General features: G+C 34.8%; 16 protein-coding genes. 5 read left to right on the top strand and 11 right to left on the bottom strand.

The annotated features are described in order from the left end of the window. Positions 1-261 precede the first annotated feature (261 nt). A complete protein-coding gene (locus tag G6R40_RS03965) occupies positions 262-675 on the bottom strand; it encodes a helix-turn-helix domain-containing protein (protein WP_165131836.1) in 414 nt (137 codons plus the stop codon). Positions 676-837: 162 nt separating this feature from the next. Beyond that, positions 838-1,005 carry a hypothetical protein gene (locus G6R40_RS03960; protein ID WP_165131833.1) on the bottom strand — a complete coding sequence of 56 codons (168 nt, stop codon included), beginning with the start codon at positions 1,003-1,005 and terminating at the stop codon, positions 838-840. A 317-nt stretch (positions 1,006-1,322) separates the two neighbouring features. Here G6R40_RS03960 and G6R40_RS03955 point away from each other — a divergent pair, with 317 nt between their 5' ends. Both G6R40_RS03955 and G6R40_RS03950 read left to right on the top strand, forming a co-directional pair. After that, positions 1,323-2,120: an RNA polymerase sigma factor gene (locus G6R40_RS03955; RefSeq protein ID WP_228455909.1), complete on the top strand. Its 798-nt coding sequence runs from the start codon at positions 1,323-1,325 to the stop codon at positions 2,118-2,120. A gap of 1 nt (position 2,121) precedes the next feature. Next, the gene (locus G6R40_RS03950) at positions 2,122-3,216 is read left to right on the top strand and encodes a hypothetical protein (protein ID WP_165131827.1); all 1,095 of its coding nucleotides are present in this window, start codon (positions 2,122-2,124) and stop codon (positions 3,214-3,216) included. Between the two features lie 508 nt (positions 3,217-3,724). Here G6R40_RS03950 and mnmE read toward each other — a convergent pair. Both mnmE and G6R40_RS03940 read right to left on the bottom strand, forming a co-directional pair. Further along, positions 3,725-5,110, bottom strand: a complete 1,386-nt coding sequence (mnmE, locus tag G6R40_RS03945; RefSeq protein WP_165131824.1) for a tRNA uridine-5-carboxymethylaminomethyl(34) synthesis GTPase MnmE — start codon at positions 5,108-5,110, stop codon at positions 3,725-3,727. 172 nt (positions 5,111-5,282) lie between these two features. Continuing rightward, the gene (locus tag G6R40_RS03940) at positions 5,283-5,561 is read right to left on the bottom strand and encodes a T9SS type A sorting domain-containing protein (RefSeq protein WP_165131821.1); all 279 of its coding nucleotides are present in this window, start codon (positions 5,559-5,561) and stop codon (positions 5,283-5,285) included. Positions 5,562-6,188: 627 nt separating this feature from the next. Here G6R40_RS03940 and G6R40_RS15050 point away from each other — a divergent pair. Next, complete coding sequence (locus G6R40_RS15050; RefSeq protein ID WP_185670503.1) at positions 6,189-7,163, top strand: hypothetical protein; 975 nt, start codon at positions 6,189-6,191, stop codon at positions 7,161-7,163. A gap of 117 nt (positions 7,164-7,280) precedes the next feature. Here G6R40_RS15050 and G6R40_RS03930 read toward each other — a convergent pair whose 3' ends face one another. Together G6R40_RS03930 and G6R40_RS03925 are read right to left on the bottom strand one after the other, a co-directional pair. After that, positions 7,281-9,476 (bottom strand): B12-binding domain-containing radical SAM protein, encoded by a 2,196-nt coding sequence (locus G6R40_RS03930; RefSeq protein ID WP_165131818.1) that lies wholly within the window; start codon positions 9,474-9,476, stop codon positions 7,281-7,283. Positions 9,477-9,631: 155 nt separating this feature from the next. Continuing rightward, positions 9,632-9,802, bottom strand: a complete 171-nt coding sequence (locus G6R40_RS03925; RefSeq protein WP_165131815.1) for a lmo0937 family membrane protein — start codon at positions 9,800-9,802, stop codon at positions 9,632-9,634. A gap of 247 nt (positions 9,803-10,049) precedes the next feature. Here G6R40_RS03925 and G6R40_RS03920 point away from each other — a divergent pair, with 247 nt between their 5' ends. Together G6R40_RS03920 and G6R40_RS03915 are read left to right on the top strand one after the other, a co-directional pair. Continuing rightward, positions 10,050-10,997, top strand: coding sequence for a M20/M25/M40 family metallo-hydrolase (locus tag G6R40_RS03920; protein WP_165131812.1), 948 nt, complete (start codon positions 10,050-10,052; stop codon positions 10,995-10,997). Beyond that, a complete protein-coding gene (locus G6R40_RS03915) occupies positions 10,997-11,881 on the top strand; it encodes an AraC family transcriptional regulator (RefSeq protein ID WP_165131809.1) in 885 nt (294 codons plus the stop codon). The genes G6R40_RS03920 and G6R40_RS03915 overlap by 1 nt, the downstream gene beginning before the upstream one ends. Positions 11,882-11,887: 6 nt before the next feature. Here G6R40_RS03915 and ccoG read toward each other — a convergent pair whose 3' ends face one another. The 5 genes from ccoG to G6R40_RS03890 form a co-directional block, all read right to left on the bottom strand. After that, positions 11,888-13,324 carry a cytochrome c oxidase accessory protein CcoG gene (gene ccoG, locus G6R40_RS03910; protein ID WP_165131806.1) on the bottom strand — a complete coding sequence of 479 codons (1,437 nt, stop codon included), beginning with the start codon at positions 13,322-13,324 and terminating at the stop codon, positions 11,888-11,890. Between the two features lie 346 nt (positions 13,325-13,670). Further along, positions 13,671-14,084, bottom strand: coding sequence for a cytochrome C (locus G6R40_RS03905; protein ID WP_165131803.1), 414 nt, complete (start codon positions 14,082-14,084; stop codon positions 13,671-13,673). A 2-nt stretch (positions 14,085-14,086) separates the two neighbouring features. After that, a complete protein-coding gene (locus G6R40_RS03900; protein ID WP_165131800.1) occupies positions 14,087-14,347 on the bottom strand; it encodes a hypothetical protein in 261 nt (86 codons plus the stop codon). A gap of 1 nt (position 14,348) precedes the next feature. Next, positions 14,349-15,350, bottom strand: coding sequence for a cbb3-type cytochrome c oxidase subunit II (locus tag G6R40_RS03895; protein ID WP_228455908.1), 1,002 nt, complete (start codon positions 15,348-15,350; stop codon positions 14,349-14,351). After that, positions 15,347-17,080, bottom strand: a complete 1,734-nt coding sequence (locus G6R40_RS03890) for a cbb3-type cytochrome c oxidase subunit I (protein WP_165131797.1) — start codon at positions 17,078-17,080, stop codon at positions 15,347-15,349. The genes G6R40_RS03895 and G6R40_RS03890 overlap by 4 nt, the downstream gene beginning before the upstream one ends. Positions 17,081-17,211: the final 131 nt, after the last annotated feature.

Below are 17,211 nucleotides of genomic sequence, written 5' to 3'. Positions count from 1 at the left end.
TTTTTACAAAATACTAATCTTTCAAAAATAGTGAAAAGTTTAATGAGTTTAATTACGGTTTTCCGTATTTAAATGTCTTTGTGGATAAATACTGACAAAAAATTAATGATGTCTCTTTAACCTCAGAATCTTATTTTAACGAGTCTGTATCTGCCGACAGCTTTTAAATAAATATTAATTCGTATAGCTTTATAAAATAAAAGGCCCAACATACTGTTGAGCCTTTAATACTATAAGGGGATTGTCTTTAAGATCTATATTTTATTTATTAATAAACTTCTCCAGCCGCGCCATCATCTCATCCTTCTCTTTTAGCATTCTTTCGTATAGAGCGATTTTTTCGTCATGCAAAGCAACCAATTTTTCAATTGGATTAATTGTTGGATAGTAGCTGAATAGTGAATTACCATTAGCATTGTCATTATTATTGACGGTGTTTGAAATTATATTAATTGCTTGTTGTTCATCAAAATTCTGAAAAGCCTCTACTGGAATTTTCAGGGCATTAGAAATGGCTTTTAAAAGATCATCTTCTATAATGTCCTTTTGCTCCAACAACGATATTTTCTTTTGAGTCCAGTCTTCGCCCAAGTCAAAAGCTAAAGCTTCCTGTTTGATGCCCAGCATTTCTCTAAAGCGTTTCACGTTTCTTCCCTGATGTATTTTCTGTTCCATAACGGTGATCAAAATTTTATAAGCGTACGAATAGAGCTTTATCTCTTCATTCGTATGAAGTGTAAAGTTAAAAAAAATATCCTGTAAAATATCCCTTCTATCGAATATTTTATTCCGCAAAAGTATTGATTATTCAGGCTTGAGACCAAAACTTGTCCATTGCTATTTGAACGTATTTTTATCAAAAATAAAAATAGAGTACTGGAGAAGAATTTCTTTGAATTTAAAATGCAAAACACCGTTTAGCAATAATGAATATTTTCTTTCATACATTACCGTAAACACGTGATACGAGGTGGCTTCAGCACAATACATTGTTTTGTCTTTCATTGGTTTTAAGGTAGAAGATGGACATCTGTTTCGTGTACTAAAAATCCTTACAATTAAGAGCTTGAAAAAGTGTGATGTTATGCTTTTTGTAATTGCTCATGCAGCGCTTTCACAGAGCAGGAAAGTTTGTATTGATGCTTAATCACAAGGCAGCATTACAAGGCTACTCTTTTGAATGAAACGCCAACTGATTATACTACATCCAAAACTCGGTGTATGATAATCCCGGATATTATATCCCTTTTTTGAATAGAATATCTCTTCTTGTTTCTTGAACTTTACTAGTGAAAAAAATTAATATGACCAAAACAAACTCCTTGCGGCTTACGCTAAATGATCATCAGTTGTTGAAACTGCTGAAAGAAGGCAATCCGAAGTCGTTAGAACACATTCATTTTCGTTATAAAAAACTCCTTTTCTGGGTAGGAAACAGAATGCTTCGAGATACATTCATCGTGGAAACGCTCGTGCAAGATGCTTTCCTCAAACTTTGGTTTAACCGCCAATCTATTGAATCTCCTCAACATATTCTTGGCTTTCTACGTTTTGTTTTGAAGAGAGATTGTATCACCTATTTCAATGCACCTAGAAGCAAATTCGCTCGTTTAATCGATTCTCTTGAACGTTTTGAAAATTACCAGGATTATCTCATTGGATACGATCCACTGCACGATGCCGAGCATCTGCTCCGTCAAGAGTCCGATCAGAAAAATTTTGACGAAGTAAAAAAATTGTTGAACGTACTGCATCCTAAACGAAAGCACCTTATCAAACTTTGCCTTGAATATGGCTTTCAGTACACACCCATTGCACAGGCCATGGGAAGCAGTGTAAAAGACATCAGCAATGAAGTGAGCCGCGCCATCGAAGATCTTCGAAAAATTACCAAAGGAAGTGCCTTTGAACAACCAAATAAAAAAAATACGGTGAGTCACCAACAGCAAAATACACTCAATAGCCAACAACTAGAGATTTTAAAAAGAAGGTGTGAGCAGAAATCTTCCTTTGCAATTATTGCTCAAGAACTGAAATTACCCGAAAGGCTAGTGCATCGTGAATTTGTGTTTGCTTATCAGTATTTACAAAATCAAAACATTTCTGAAAGACCTCTTTGAAATGGAAAAATCAACCATGACACTAACCAGAAAAATTCAGCTGCTGATCGATGTTCCTTCAACTGAAAAAAATGTGATGTGGGAAAAACTCTACCGCTATCAGAACCGTTGTTTCCGAGCCGCTAATCTCATCGTTTCCCATTTGTATGTTCAGGAAATGATAAAGGATTTCTTTTACTTCACCGAAGAAATACAATACAAGCTGGTTGATGCAAACAAAGATGAAATGGGACTATTTAATCGTTCAAAAATAAATACCACGGCGCGCATGGTCTTCGACCGTTTCAAAGGAGAAATTCCCACCGATATTTTGGGAAGCCTGAATAATACCATTCAATCCATTTTCTCTAAAAACAAAGCCGCCTATGGGCAAGGCCTAAAATCTTTACAAAACTTTAAAAAAGACATTCCCATACCGCTGCCGGTGAAATGCATCAGCAAATTGAGGTATTGCCCTGAGAAGAAAGCCTTCTGCTTCAACATGTTTGCAATACCGGTGAAAACCTATCTAGGAAACGATTTCTCGGATAAACGTTTGATTATGGAACAACTGTTAAGGAAAGAAATAAAACTTTGCACCTCACAGATCCAGTTGAAAGCAGGGAAAATCTATTGGCTGGCCGTATTTGAATTTGAAAAAGCGGAGCATCATTTAAAACCCGAAATCATTGCGGAAGCGTCTCTGTCATTAGAACATCCAATCGTCGTAAAATCCAACAATGTACGAATCAATATTGGTTCAAAAGAAGAGTTTTTGTATCGAAGATTGGCGATTCAGGCAAGTCAAAAAAGAATTCAAGAAGGCATTGCTTATGCCCGATCAGGAAAAGGAGCGAAACGAAAACAAAAAGCCTTGCATACCACTGAGAATTTGGAAAATCGCTATGTGAGCCATCGGCTTCATGTGTACAGCAGACAGCTCATCGATTTCTGTGTCCAACAACAGGCAGGAACCTTGATATTAACCAATCAGGAAGATAAAATAGGAATTGCAAAAGAAAAGGAATTTGTGCTTCGCAATTGGAGTTATTATGACTTGCAGACGAAAATAAAGTACAAAGCAGAAAAAGCGGGCATCGAATTAATCATTGGATAGCTAAAAATATGACGAGGGTGCTTGTACACCCGCAGGGTGAGGTTAAGAAACACTCACTAGATACTCTAATAGTATATACAACGGCGTGGGCTCTTTTTTTGTTAAATGCAGATAAGATTAAAGGAGTGCCTGGTGGACTATGGAACACATTTCTGAATTTCACGGGCCAAAAATTCCTTCCCTTTGTAACATCATTAGTTTCTTACATTATTACATTAAAAATTACTTCATTATTAATTTACGGGTAGTGTATAAATAGTGTATGGAGAATGTATGGATGGTGTATGGATAATTCATGAAACCAAAACCGAAAAAAGGAGACTCAATAATAAAAGTAATAGTACAAGAGTCCACTAAGAAGGTAAAAGCAAATGTTTTCGGCTCATCAATAATCAGACACAATTACCCATGGCTCAACCCTAACAGCAACACTGTTGTTAGGATAAATAGTAAAAATATTACAAAACATGCGCTTTATATGTAATAAATCATCATTTGGCGGATATAATTACTTCCCGATACAAAACTTACTAAAAATATTGCCTAAAACTTCATCGTTAGTAAACTCACCAGAGATTTCACCCAATTGTTCCAAAGCATTTCTCAATTCGTAGGCGAGCAGTTCGGTAGTGATTTGATGAGAAACAGCTTCTTCCACACGCGTTACCGATTCCAAAGAGTTCTGCAAAGCTGCATAGTGACGTTGATTAGTAATCACTACACCGCCTTCTTGGGCTTTCAAACTTTCAACATAGGAGGATAAATCATTCTTTAAATCTTGAATGTTTTGGTTTTCAACCGCAGATATGGTAATGAAATTAAATGGGAAATCAATTTCATTTCGGAACGCGGATTCCATACTCTCGTAAACCGAAGGGCTAACCTCGTCAATCTTCGTTGCGCAAACAATTACTTCTAAATCTTTTCGAATGAGGCTTTTCAGCATGTCGAAATCTTCGCTAAAATCTATAGTTGCAGCATCCACCAAATACACCAAAACCTCCGCTTGTTCCACCTTTTCTTTGGCTTTTTTTACACCTATCGCTTCTATTTCGTCCTCCGTTTCACGAAGTCCCGCGGTATCAATCAATCGGAAGGCATGTCCTTTAATATGCAGAATTTCCTCGATGGTATCTCTTGTCGTTCCCGCAATATTGCTCACAATCGCACGTTCTTCTTTCAACAATGCATTCAGTAGGGTAGATTTCCCGGCATTAGGTTTCCCGATAATGGCAACGGCGGTTCCGTTTTTGATGGCATTTCCGTATTGGAAACTATCAATTAAGGATTTTAATTTCATCTGAATCTTCTTTATCAAACCTACCAAAGCGGTTCTATCAGCAAATTCCACGTCTTCTTCAGCAAAATCGAGTTCGAGTTCAATAAGAGAAGTGAAGTTCAGCAAATCATTTCTCAGTACCGAAATTTCCTGTGTAATTCCACCTTTTAATTGGTTCAAAGCTACTTTTCGTGACGCTTCATTTTCAGAAGCAATCAAATCAGCAATAGATTCGGCTTGGGAAAGATCTATTCTGCCATTCATAAATGCACGCATGGTGAACTCCCCAGCTTTCGCCATTCTTGCACCATTTTTTATCAACACTTCTAGGATTTTTGCCCCAATATGCGGTGAGCCATGAAAAGAAATTTCCACCGAATGCTCTGTAGTAAAAGTCTTCGGTGCATGAAAAACCGAAACCATAACTTCATCAATCGTTTCGGTTTCATCTTTAACAAACCCATAATGTACAGTATGAGAGGCCACTTTTTCCAGATTTTTACCTTCAAAAACTTTATTAACGATTTCAAAAGATTTTTCTCCAGAAATCCTAATGATCCCGATGGCGCCCATTCCATTGGCAGTGGCTAAAGCGCAAATTGTGTCCTGATTCATGTCGCAAATTTACAGCTTTTTTATGCATATTGAGCTTAGTGTAAATTTCAAGTTTTTATATAAGATGTTTTGTAAATAATGTCTAGGTTTTTAGAAGTTCTAAATTTTAAAAAAAATAAAAAAAACAACGAGAAGAATCCTGCCGTTTGTATTAATTGCACTCTGCAAACAATTATTTAATAATCATTTTTAAAGTATAAAGTTTGTTAGAATGTACTTTCATAATATAAGTCCCTTTTGGAAGACTTTGATTAATGATAGAGTAGTTGAGGGCATGAATATTTTTTGAGGTATAGAATAAACTTCCTGTCATGTCATAAATATCAATTTGGTCAATCGGATATTTTGATTTTAAGACGGTTTTTTTCACCTTGTTTTGCAGGATTAGATAGACTTGTAGCTCGTTGTTATGGGCATCTGGTGCTGCAGTTCCTAAGGTGCTATCATACATTTCGAACTGGACACGCTTAGAAACTTCGCTGTAAGAATCATTGGTGAAAATTACAATGAAATAATCTCCAACTTCTTTTGATATATTCTCCGTTGGAATTTCGATGCTTCCGTTGGTTTTACCATCGTAATAGGTATAGCTAGGATCATCTCCTTCATGATAAATCTTAGAAATAGGTTAATTTAATTAGAAGGAAAAAAAATATGACTTCAAATTTCTAATTCATAAAAACTACAAAATCCATTTCCAAAACAAGATTTTTAAAAGATTTAAGGACTGATAATTATCAATTGAATAAAAGACTTTTAACTCTTTTATTCGGCATTTAGTTTTTATATTTGCTGAATAATAACATGCTCTTGAGAACAGAAATACAATAAGCCGATGTTAAATCTAAAGTTTTGGATTAGAATAAGTCTTTTTAACTTCTTTTTAGTTTCGCTTTTAGGAACTTTAATGAGGTATAATTTGGTGTTTTCTCTTCCGGGTTTTACACATAAATTTATGCAGGAATCGCATTCGCATTTTGCTTTTTACGGCTGGGTTTCCTCGTGTATTTACATTTTTGTTGCCAATTATATCCAAAAGAATAAACCTGATTTCAACAAGATTAAATATCAAATTTTAATGATATCTAATCAAATTGGTTCCTACGGAATGTTGTTTTCGTTTTTATACGGTGGATATTATTGGTTGTCTATCGTTTTTTCCGCAATTGCTTTGTTTACGGGCTTTGCGTATTGTTTATTTGTATGGAAGGATACTAAAACCATTAAAGATCCTGCAATTATTTGGTTAAAATATGCAGCATTTTTTGCGGTTTTTTCTGCCATCGGGATTTTTGGTCTTGCGTATTTTTCGTCCCAAAAAGAAGCGTTTGAAGAAATTTATAGAGCTTCTGGTTATTTCTATTTGCATTATCAATACAACGGTTTTTTCCTTTTTTCTTGCATTGGAATTGTATGGATAAGCCTTCGGAAATATGGCTTTACAATTTCTAAAAGAGACAACAAAATTACTTTTATTCTTCTTTTTTTAGGAACTTTTTTAGGATACGGACTCTCTGTATTATGGATGAAATCTGCACAGAATTGGTTCTTACCAATGGGAATAGTGGGAATTATTCAACTTTTTGGCGCTGTAAAAATTCACAAAATCGTAGTGCAACAATGGAAAAATATTTCTGCAACTATGAAAACTGAGAGTAAACTTCTTTTAAAAATTGTAGGAATCACTTTTTTGTTAAAATTTGTATTACAAGGACTTTCTGCCATTCCAGAAATTGGCGTTTTGGCATTTAACAATATTAATATCGTAATTGCCTATTTGCATCTGGTTTTATTAGTAGGCGTAAGTCTATTTTTAATTTGGAAAATAGGGGAGTTTCAGGAAAATAAAGATAGAAAATTCTTTAAGTTTGGACTTTATATTTTAGTTTTCGGGGTTATTTCTAATGAAATTATTTTAATATTATCAAGTCTTTTTTCTGTTATTTATATTCCTTTTTCTTTTGCAAAATATGGACTGTTATTGGTTTCAGGTTTTATTTCAATGGGAATTCTAATGATTTTATTCAATTCAAAAGTTGAAAATTTAGAATAACAAATTCTCAATTTTTATAATCAAAATCCTTTGCGAACTTAATAACAGTTTGCTTTTTAAAATCCTTTGCGACTTTGAGTTAAAACTCAGAATTGCGATTAAAAACGGATAATAAAATTAAACAAAAAGCAATGCAATCTCCTTCAATTTTTCTGCAGGTTTTGATGCTATAAAAACATCAAAATTTATTTCCAAAGCTTCTTCAAAATGAGTTTTCATCTGTTGATAAGTCAATGCTTTTGGACTTTCGTTTAAAAGTTGGATGAAGTTAATCAACCATTCTGCAATTTCTTTCTCCATACGGATTTCCACAGCATCTTGTTTGGTATGAATGCTTAACATTGCATTTTCGTAAATGATGCCTTTTTTGGTTTTTGTGGTGATGTTCAATTGCGGAATTCCACCCAGCCAAACGACTTTCTGATTGGGTTTGTGACCAGAAAAAGTCTCATTATTTAAAACATCTTCAATATAAAATTTCGGAATCGTTGTTCTTGGAATTTTAAAATCAAACCATTCCTGCAAAGGCAGTTCAAATCCTACACCATGCAAATAATTGAACAAAGATTTCTTCAAACCAAACGAAAATTGCGTATGATCTAAGCCTGATTTTTCCTCGTGCAGCATATCATTATTTGCAAAAGTTCCTAGTTCTGTACTGTGATTGATGACTTTGTAATAATGGGGATTCATACCCACCGGACTGTGAGCCGTCATCGCAAATTGATGCCAAAAACCAGATTGCAAAATCCCGATTTCAAATAACTGACGAACCATTTCTAAACTATCAATAGTTTCTTGGGTAGTTTGTGTCGGAAATCCGTACATCAAATAGGCGTGAATCATAATGCCAGCTTCGGTGAAATTTCGGTTTACAATCGCTACCTGATCCACGGTTACACCTTTGTCAATGAGTTTTAACAATCGGTCCGAAGCCACTTCCAAACCTCCAGAAACCGCAATACAACCCGAAGCTTTCAACAATCTACACAAATCATAGGTGAAACTTTTCTCAAAACGAATATTCGTCCACCAAGTTACGGTGAGTTTTCGGCGGAGAATTTCCAAGGCTACTTCACGCATCAAAGCAGGTGGAGCGGCTTCATCCACAAAATGAAAACCTGTATTTTGAGTGGTTTTTATCAGTTCCTCCATTCTGTCAACAATTTGTTGAGCAACAATAGGTTCGTAAATTTTAATATAATCTAAAGAAATGTCGCAAAACGTACATTTTCCCCAATAGCAACCGTGCGCCATCGTCAGTTTATTCCAACGGCCATCGCTCCAAAGTCGGTGCATCGGATTCACCACTTCAATCACAGAAATGTATTCATTCAATCTTAAATCCGAATAATCGGGCGTTCCAACTTCTGAGAATTTATAATCCCGAATTTCAGGATTGTTGATGTAAATTACTTCATTATTTTGAAGGATAAATGTTCTTTTTAAATCTGAAATTTCGGCTTCGTTATAGATGAATTTTAGGAGCTGTTCCGTTGGTGCTTCGCCATCATCCAACATAATGAAATCAAAGAATTCAAACACGCGAACATCGCTCAAAGAACGCAATTCTGTATTCGGGAAACCTCCGCCCATGCTGATTTTTATGTTGGGATAATTGGTTTTTATGTATTGCGCACAACGAAAAGCCGAATACAAATTTCCAGGAAAAGGCACGGAAAATCCAATGATTTTGGGTTGCGTTTTCTGAATCAGTTTTTCTAATTCGGAAAGCGTGATTTTATCAATATAAGTGGGTTTATTTTGAAGTTCATTGTACAACTCATCAAAAGAATGGGCTGATCTTCCCAAACGTTCTGCATATCGACTAAAACCGAAATTTTCGTCTACAGCTTCAATAATTAAATCCGATAAATCTTCTAAATATAAAGTGGCAAAATGCTTGGCTTTATCCTGAAAAGACATCGCTCCAAAAGCCCAATCCAAATCCTCCAATTGAGAAAATCTTGAAGCCTCGGGCAAATATCCATCTTGAACAATAGAATCCGCCAACGTTGAATTTTTGCCTTGCAGAAAGTGAATAACGGGATCAATGCTGGAAATATAATCGTCTTTCAATATCAACATGCGTTGAGCATTTTCGCCCAATTCTACATTTTGATGCTCAATAAACTCAAATAAATCCGTTAAACCTTGCTTGGAAAATAGCTTTAAAATGACATCCAATCCCAAATCCGACTGAAATATTTGGTAGGACAAAGTATTCAGAAACCCCTTTAAATAGACCGTTCCGGGATATGGTGTGTTGAGTTGCGTAAAAGGAGGCGTAATTAAAAGTAAATCGGTTTGCAAGGTTTTTTTATTTGCTGCAAAAATACGAGGTTTTTTAGAGAAACGCTTTCTTCGTTTTATTTTGAAATTAATGTTTTAAAAAGAAGCATCGTTTTTAAGAATTAAAAATGATGAAATGCGATAAAAAAAACCTCGCTAAGGAGGTTTTATGTTTTTTAATCCAGCGGTTTTCGTCCGGAAATAATGTTAAAAAGAACGACAATAACGGCAATTACCAATAAAATGTGAATTAAATAACCCGTACTTATTCCGGGAATTACGCCTATCATACCCAGCAGCCAAACGATAATACAAATGACAGCTACGGTCCATAAAATGCTTCTCATAATGCTAAGTTTTAAATATTATTATGCATTTTAATACATATATCATGCCTTAATTTAAATTAAAGTTATTTAATTGCTTTATTAATTGTCAATAAGTTAAATATTATGTCTTATTTTAATGTGTAAAATAATTAAATGTGATTTGTTTTAAATAAATATCATTCAATGGTTTATGTTTCACTTTCTTTTTTCCTAATGTAAAATTTTATAAAGCGAATTCTAATGACTTTTCGTTAATTTTGTTGGCATGAGAACAGCCATTCTAAGTATTTTTATCCTTTTGGGATTGCAAGCCAACGCACAAGAAGTAGAAATTAAAAATTTAGAAAAACACATTTATTATCTTGCTGACGATGCTATGAAAGGTCGCGGAACAGGTAGCAAACAAAATAAAAAAGCTGCAAAATATATTGCTAAACATTTCAAAAAATACCAATTAGACGCTTTAGGAACGGATGGTTTTTATCAAGATTTTAAAGCAAAAGTTCGAAAAGTAAAAGTAACAGACAGCATTCGTGAGGCGAGAAATGTGATTGGCTTTTTGAATAACAATGCTGAGAAAACCATCGTTATTGGCGCACATTACGATCATATCGGCGAAGGAAAACAAGGCAGTTCCCGCGCAGAAAATAGCTACGGAATTATTCATAATGGTGCGGATGATAATGCTTCTGGCGTGGCTGGCTTATTAGAATTGGCGCGTATTTATTCTCAAAACAAAGAAAAAGAGCCTGTTAATTTTTTGTTCATCGCTTTTGGTGCCGAGGAATTGGGCTTGGTAGGTTCGCGCTATTTTGTGAACAATCCGACTTATGATTTAAGCAAAATTCAGTGGATGCTGAATATGGATATGATTGGCAGACTGAACAAAGAAACCGGCGTTTCCATTATTGGTTATGGGACTTCGCCTGCTTTCGAAACGATTTTTAAAGAAATTCAGCCAGAAAATTTTGTAAAATTTTATACGGGCTACGAGGGTAGAGGCGGCTCGGACCAAACCTCATTTTATGAGAAAGAAATTCCTGTGTTGTTTTTTCATACAGGCGGACACGACGATTATCATAAACCGACAGATGATGCTGAAAAAGTAGATTATGCTTCGTTGAAAAATATTTTAAATTTAGAAAAAGCGGTTATTGAAAGTAGTTTTAAACAACATGAAATGCCGTTTAGAAATACCGACCAAAACAAATAATGAATCCTATTACGGTTCTTCATATTGACCAATTTCAGCAGCTAGATTCCAACATCGAGTTCTATTGTAACACCTTGCAGAATCATCTTAAAGAAAGTCATAAACATATTGAACGAGCGCATCGCCACAACTTTTATTTGGTGGTTTATTTTACCCAAGGTTCGGGCAGTCATGATATCGATTTTAATACGTATGACGTGAAGTCGGGCAGTCTTTTTTTCATGTCGCCAGGCCAAGTGCACAGTTGGCAATTGTCGGTAGATATAGAAGGTTATATTTTCTTTTTTTCGCAGTCTTTTTTCGATTTGTATTTTGCAGATCTTAAAGCGAAAGATTTTCCGTTTTTCGGATCGATTGGTTTTCCGAGATTATTGCAAATTTCCGATACTGATTTTTCAGAAATGAAGCATTATTTTGAAGCCATTTGGAGAGAACATCAGGACACTAAAATTTTAAAAAACCACATGATTCGGAATTTGGTTTCCAGTGTTTTGATTAGGTCTTCACGATTATTTTTAGAGCAAGAAAAAACATTCTCAAGACAAAGCTCGCTTTCGTATCTCACAAGGCTCCATGATTTTGAAAATCTGGTGGAACAACATTTTATTTCCGAAAAAACAGTTCAGTTTTATGCGGATCAATTACAAATTTCTACGAAACATTTGAACCGAATTTCGCAATCTGTCTTGGGCGTTAAAGCTTCCGAAATTATTTCAAAAAGAACAATTTTGGAAGCCAAACGTATGTTGGTGTATTTGGATGAAAGCCTCGTGGATATTGCATTTCGTCTAGGTTTTTCAGAATATCCGTACTTCACCAGATTTTTTAAAAAACAAACTGGACTTACACCTTCCGAATTTTTAATGCTAAATCGGAAGCATTAATTTTTGTTACAAAACTAATTTGAAAGGCCCTTCAAATATGGTTTTGTAGGACGTTATCATTGTTCCGTTTTGGTCAAAAACGCCAATTTCAATTTCTTGTTTGCTAAGTTTCATCTCATTTTCTGGAAAAACAACTTGTAAATCACCTTTTTTAATCTCGTTTTTCTTTAACAGAATTGGAGATTTTTCATACAAATTAATCTTAGCATCTTGGGAGCTTAAAACTTTAAAATTTAATTTTAAATCTCCGTTGGATTTATTGATAATCGTGTAGGTAAAAGAATTTCGGATTTCATTATTCTGAATGATAAAACTAGAGCCTGGGACTTTTAGAAACTTGGCTTCCATAAGACCTCTGTCGTTTAATAAATATCCCAAAAATCCAATTAATACGAATAATGCGATGGCTGTCGCCTTCATTCTGGCAGTGAATTTAAACTTGGTTTGGGTTTCAATTTCCTGTTCTGTGGCATATCTTATTAAACCTTTTGGAAGTCCCACTTTTAGCATGATTTCGTCGCAGGCATCAATACACGCAGTACAGTTGATGCATTCTAGCTGTTGTCCGTTTCGGATGTCAATTCCTGTTGGACAAACCACCACACATTGATTACAGTCGATACAATCGCCTTTTGAAGCTGCTGTTCTGTCTTCTCCATTTCTCCATTTTGCACGATTTTCTCCACGTTTAAAATCGTAATAAACATTAATAGTCTGCTTATCAACTAACACGCCTTGAAGCCTTCCGTAAGGGCAAATAAGTGTACAAACCTGCTCGCGCAACCACGCAAAAACGAAATAAAAAAGTGTCGTGAAAACGAGCATCACGATGAAGTTGACAGGATATTCCAACGGACCAGCTTTCATGATTTTCCAAACCTCGGAAGGACCTACGATATACATGAACATAACGTGCGAAATCAACAATGAAATAAAAGCGAAAATACCCCATTTGATGAGTTTTTTTCTAATTTTTTCAGCGTTCCAATCTTGTTTATCAAGTTTAATTTGTTTGTTGCGGTCGCCTTCAATCCAATATTCAATTTTTCGGAAAAGCATTTCCATAAACAAGGTTTGGGGGCACAACCATCCGCAAAATATTCTACCAAAAACAATGGTGAAAACCATTACAAAAATCACCGATGTTACTGCGCCCAATCCAAAAATAAAAAAGTCTTGAACGTAGAAAGCTTGACCAAAAATAAAAAATTCTCGATCTAAAATATTAAATCTAAAAAACGGATTGCCATTAAGTTTCAAAAAAGGGACAGTTAAAAATAAGGCAAGAAGAACATAACTCGTATAACTTCTGTAGTTGGTGTATTTGCCTTTTGGTTTTCGTGGAAATACCCATTTGCGCTTTCCGTCTTTTGTTGCGGTGGCTACAGAGTCCCGAAAATCTTTGTTTTCTAGTATATTGTTGGGTTGGTTTTGGTTGCTCATCTTCTATCGTAAATTTGTGATTTAGAAGTGCAAATTTCCAAAGAATTACTATTAAAAGATAATATTATAGTTGTATAAAATTGGACAAAACGGACATTTTGATGTTTTTAAATGAATTGAAATATGATATTTTGCAGGTATTAGGCTTTATTATGATGAGAAAGAATTTCGACTTTATTTTATTTATTAATTTTTACTTTTTCGGTAACTATTTTTTTCTTCTCATAACTTAATAAAAATATGGTGGAAATGTTAATATGCACACTGTAAAAAAAGGACTTCAAATTTCGTTATCGAAAAGAGATTTTAAATAAAAGAATTGCTCAGTATTTATAAATGAAAATATTTAGTCTACACTAAAATTGGTAATAATGTAATATACAGACCAAGCTGCAAAAAGTAGAATGATTACCCATACCCATACAGGAATCACGCGTGGATTTTCGCTGCCTTTGATAATGAAACTTTGCTTTTTGCCTGTGTCGTAAGCGTTGAGCATTAGTGGAATAATACCGTTGACAGTTTCTTTGTCGGATAAGCCTTCTATGTTGATTATGGGCCCATTTTTAACTATGAAAGGAATGGTTTTAAGACCTTCTTTTTTGCCGTATTTGCTCACGATTTTTAAGACATGTTCGCCATCTGTTAACTTGGTTGTGTCCAGATTGAAGACGATAGGCGTCTGCAATTCTGCAATAGGATTCACTTCATCGTCTATAAACAAAATGACAAGGGCATTATGTTGGCTATTATTTTCCATGTTTAGTAGCTTAAAACATTATTTTTAATATGTGACTTGTTTTTCTCGCCAGGATGCATTAGAAATTTGACGGCATAAAATAAAGTTGCCAAAGTGATGACCGAGATAATGACAACAATAGCCCAATCCCAATTGGACTGCGGGCCTTTTCCGTGGGTGAGTTCCTGTGTTATTTTGGGTTGTTGTAATTTGCAAGCCTCGCAAGCTTTAGAAAAACTTCCTAACAAAACAAAAATGAAACTTATTAATTGATACTTTTTCATGTTATTTTTTTTCTATTTTATCCATGATATTTTGCACTTCTTCTACCGTTACTTCGGACGCATTATTCCCCCAACTTTTGCGTTCATGGTTAATAATGGCAGCAACTTCTTCGGCTTTTAAGTTGGCTGTTGTCCCTACAGCAGGCATTTCTGCGTAGGCTGGTGCAAGGCCATTGTAACCATTCATGATGATGGTAACGTATAAATCGATATTATTTCCTAATACGACTTGGTCGCCCTTAAGAGGTGGAAAAGCTCCCAGAACGCCTTCTCCAGATGCCTGATGACAAGTAGCACAATGGGTGATGAATAAAGCTTCGCCATCGGGTAAATTGGATTTTGATCCTGTTTCAGATTTTCTTTCTTTTTGTTTATATAAGAATTCTTTTGGTGCAATAGATTTTGGAAGGTCAGGCTGTTTTAAAAATAAAAGATAGGCAACCAAATCTTTTGCATCTTGCGAAATCACGATTTTTTTTGTTTTTGATTTTAGAAATTCGGTTGGGATTTTGGCTTCAACATCATTGGGATCCAAAGCATCTTTTTCAATAAATAGCCAAGGATAGGCAGGCATTATCGATTGTGGAACGACAGCCCTTGGATTATAAAGGTGTGTATAATGCCAATCTAGACTCGATTGTCGTTGCCCAATATTGGTTAAATCTGGACCGGTACGTTCGGTTCCCATCAAAGTGGCTGTATTCTGAAATAAATTTAATCTTTTGTTTCTAGCATAATCCGAAGCAATACTTGGTCGACTTCCAAAGACCTGATCCATATCCACATTTCTAACCTGTTGGGTATGACATGCAACGCAACCTTCTTTAATGAATAGCATTTTGCCTCTGGTTTCAGTCTCTGTCATCGCTTTGCTCGTAGAAAGAGGTTGATATATCCTTTGGTTGTCGAGCGCTGGCAATATGCAAATGATAAGAGTAAGCACCAAAAAGAATAATAATGAGGCTGAATATAATTTTTTATGATCGTTAAAAAAATCCATCATTTGATATTTTTATTAGATTGAATAATTTTTAAAACTTCTTGAGGCGATTCTGGAAGTATAATTTCGGCACGTGGTTTTAGCATTCTATAAAAATTATAAGCAAAAATGAGATGCGAAATCCACATCATAGTCCCGCCGATAGCCCTCCACAGCCAATAAGGCATCATATTAACAACACCCTCTATAAAAGGTTTTTTATCTATCCAAGAAAGTCCTTTTTCTGTAGAGCCTATCATGAGAGAGAATACGTATATCAAAAGACCAATTAATGCTACCCAAAAATGGATTCCAACACTTAAACTAGGTGGTTCATACGAAGTTAATCTAGGGATTAAAGTATAGCAAAATGACCATAGCATAAAAGTAATAATCCCATACATCGTAATGTGTGAATGGGCAACTGTAAAATCTGTAAAATGCCACATGAGATTGGTAGAACGAAAGGCTTCCGCAGTTCCTTGTAAAGATCCAGTAAAATAAAAAATAATGGAAACCACATAAAATGGCAAAACATAACTTAATTTTATACGATGCCAAGAACCTTTAATAGTGAAAAAAAAGTTGGTACTTCCCGCTGCTACTGGAATAACCATACCGACACTGGAAACAATTGCTATGGTCTGCATCCACCACGGAATTGCAGAAAAAATGAAATGGTGGGTCCCAATAAGAGTATAAAACAATATCTGTGTCCAAAAGGCTAAAATCCCCAAACTATAAGAATAAATAGGACTATTAAGTTCCTGAGGAAGAAAATAATACATCAACCCAAGATTGAAAAACATAAACCACATTCCCACACCTTGATGCATATAATATCCTTGTGCAATAGTTTCTCCAAGGCCATCTTGCCAAAAAGGAAAGTAAGCAACAATTAATATAACAATTACAAACATTAAGGCTGAAATAATATACCAGTTCGATAAGTAGATTTCTTCTGTTTTTCGAGAAGCAATGCACTTCAAATGATTGTAAAGTGTAATAACAATGCCAATTGCAAAGAGAAGCATAATAGGCCAAATATATTCACGATATTCGCCACCGCTATTATTAAGCCCAGCCATAAGGCTTATACTTCCCAATAACACGGCAGAATTCATCAAAATTAAAGTAGCATAACCTATCTTTAAACTATGTATAATAGTATTACCAACGCGCGGAACCACAAAATAAGAAAGTCCCACCATCGCAATAGAAGACCAACCCCAAAACACAATATTGGTGTGCGTAGGACGTAACCTTCCGAAGCTCAACCAACTCACATGATCTGCGTCCGGAGCAACAAATTTGATTCCCAAATACATTCCGATAGTTGTCCCAATAATTAACCAAAAAATACTACAGCCAATGTACCATAGTATTAATTTTTTTTCTGCTTTAGGAATTTTTATAATGGATTTTTCGTAGCGTTTGGTTTGCATAAAACGCATATCTTTCACTTCTTTACTTTCTGTGATAAGACCTCTTTTGTCTTCAATGTTTAGATTTTTCGAAAGTTCATTTCCAGAAAGTTCAAATTCTAATTCGGATTTTCGTTTTCTTAATTCATCAATTTCTTCAGGCTTTAATTCAGAAATTTTGGTATATATATTTCTAAGCTCTCTTTTCTTTATAATATTAGAAATCATGTGATTAACTTTAATTAATGTTAAAATTAAAGCAAATATTATAGGGATAAGAAGTAACAGAATTGTAATTTGTATACCCGTATTACCGAAAAGTCCATCCATGACAGAAATGTTTAAAAATTTTAGTTCTCTAAATTTACAGCGGTTAAAAAGGACAATTTTATGATTACAATCATAAATTCTAAGAGCATATTGTTGTATTATTTTGACATAACACAATTTTTTGTTTTTTT

Origin of the sequence: Chryseobacterium sp. POL2 (genome assembly GCF_011058315.1) — a bacterium.
GTDB lineage: Bacteria > Bacteroidota > Bacteroidia > Flavobacteriales > Weeksellaceae > Soonwooa.
This window is presented reverse-complemented; position numbering and strand designations above follow the sequence as displayed.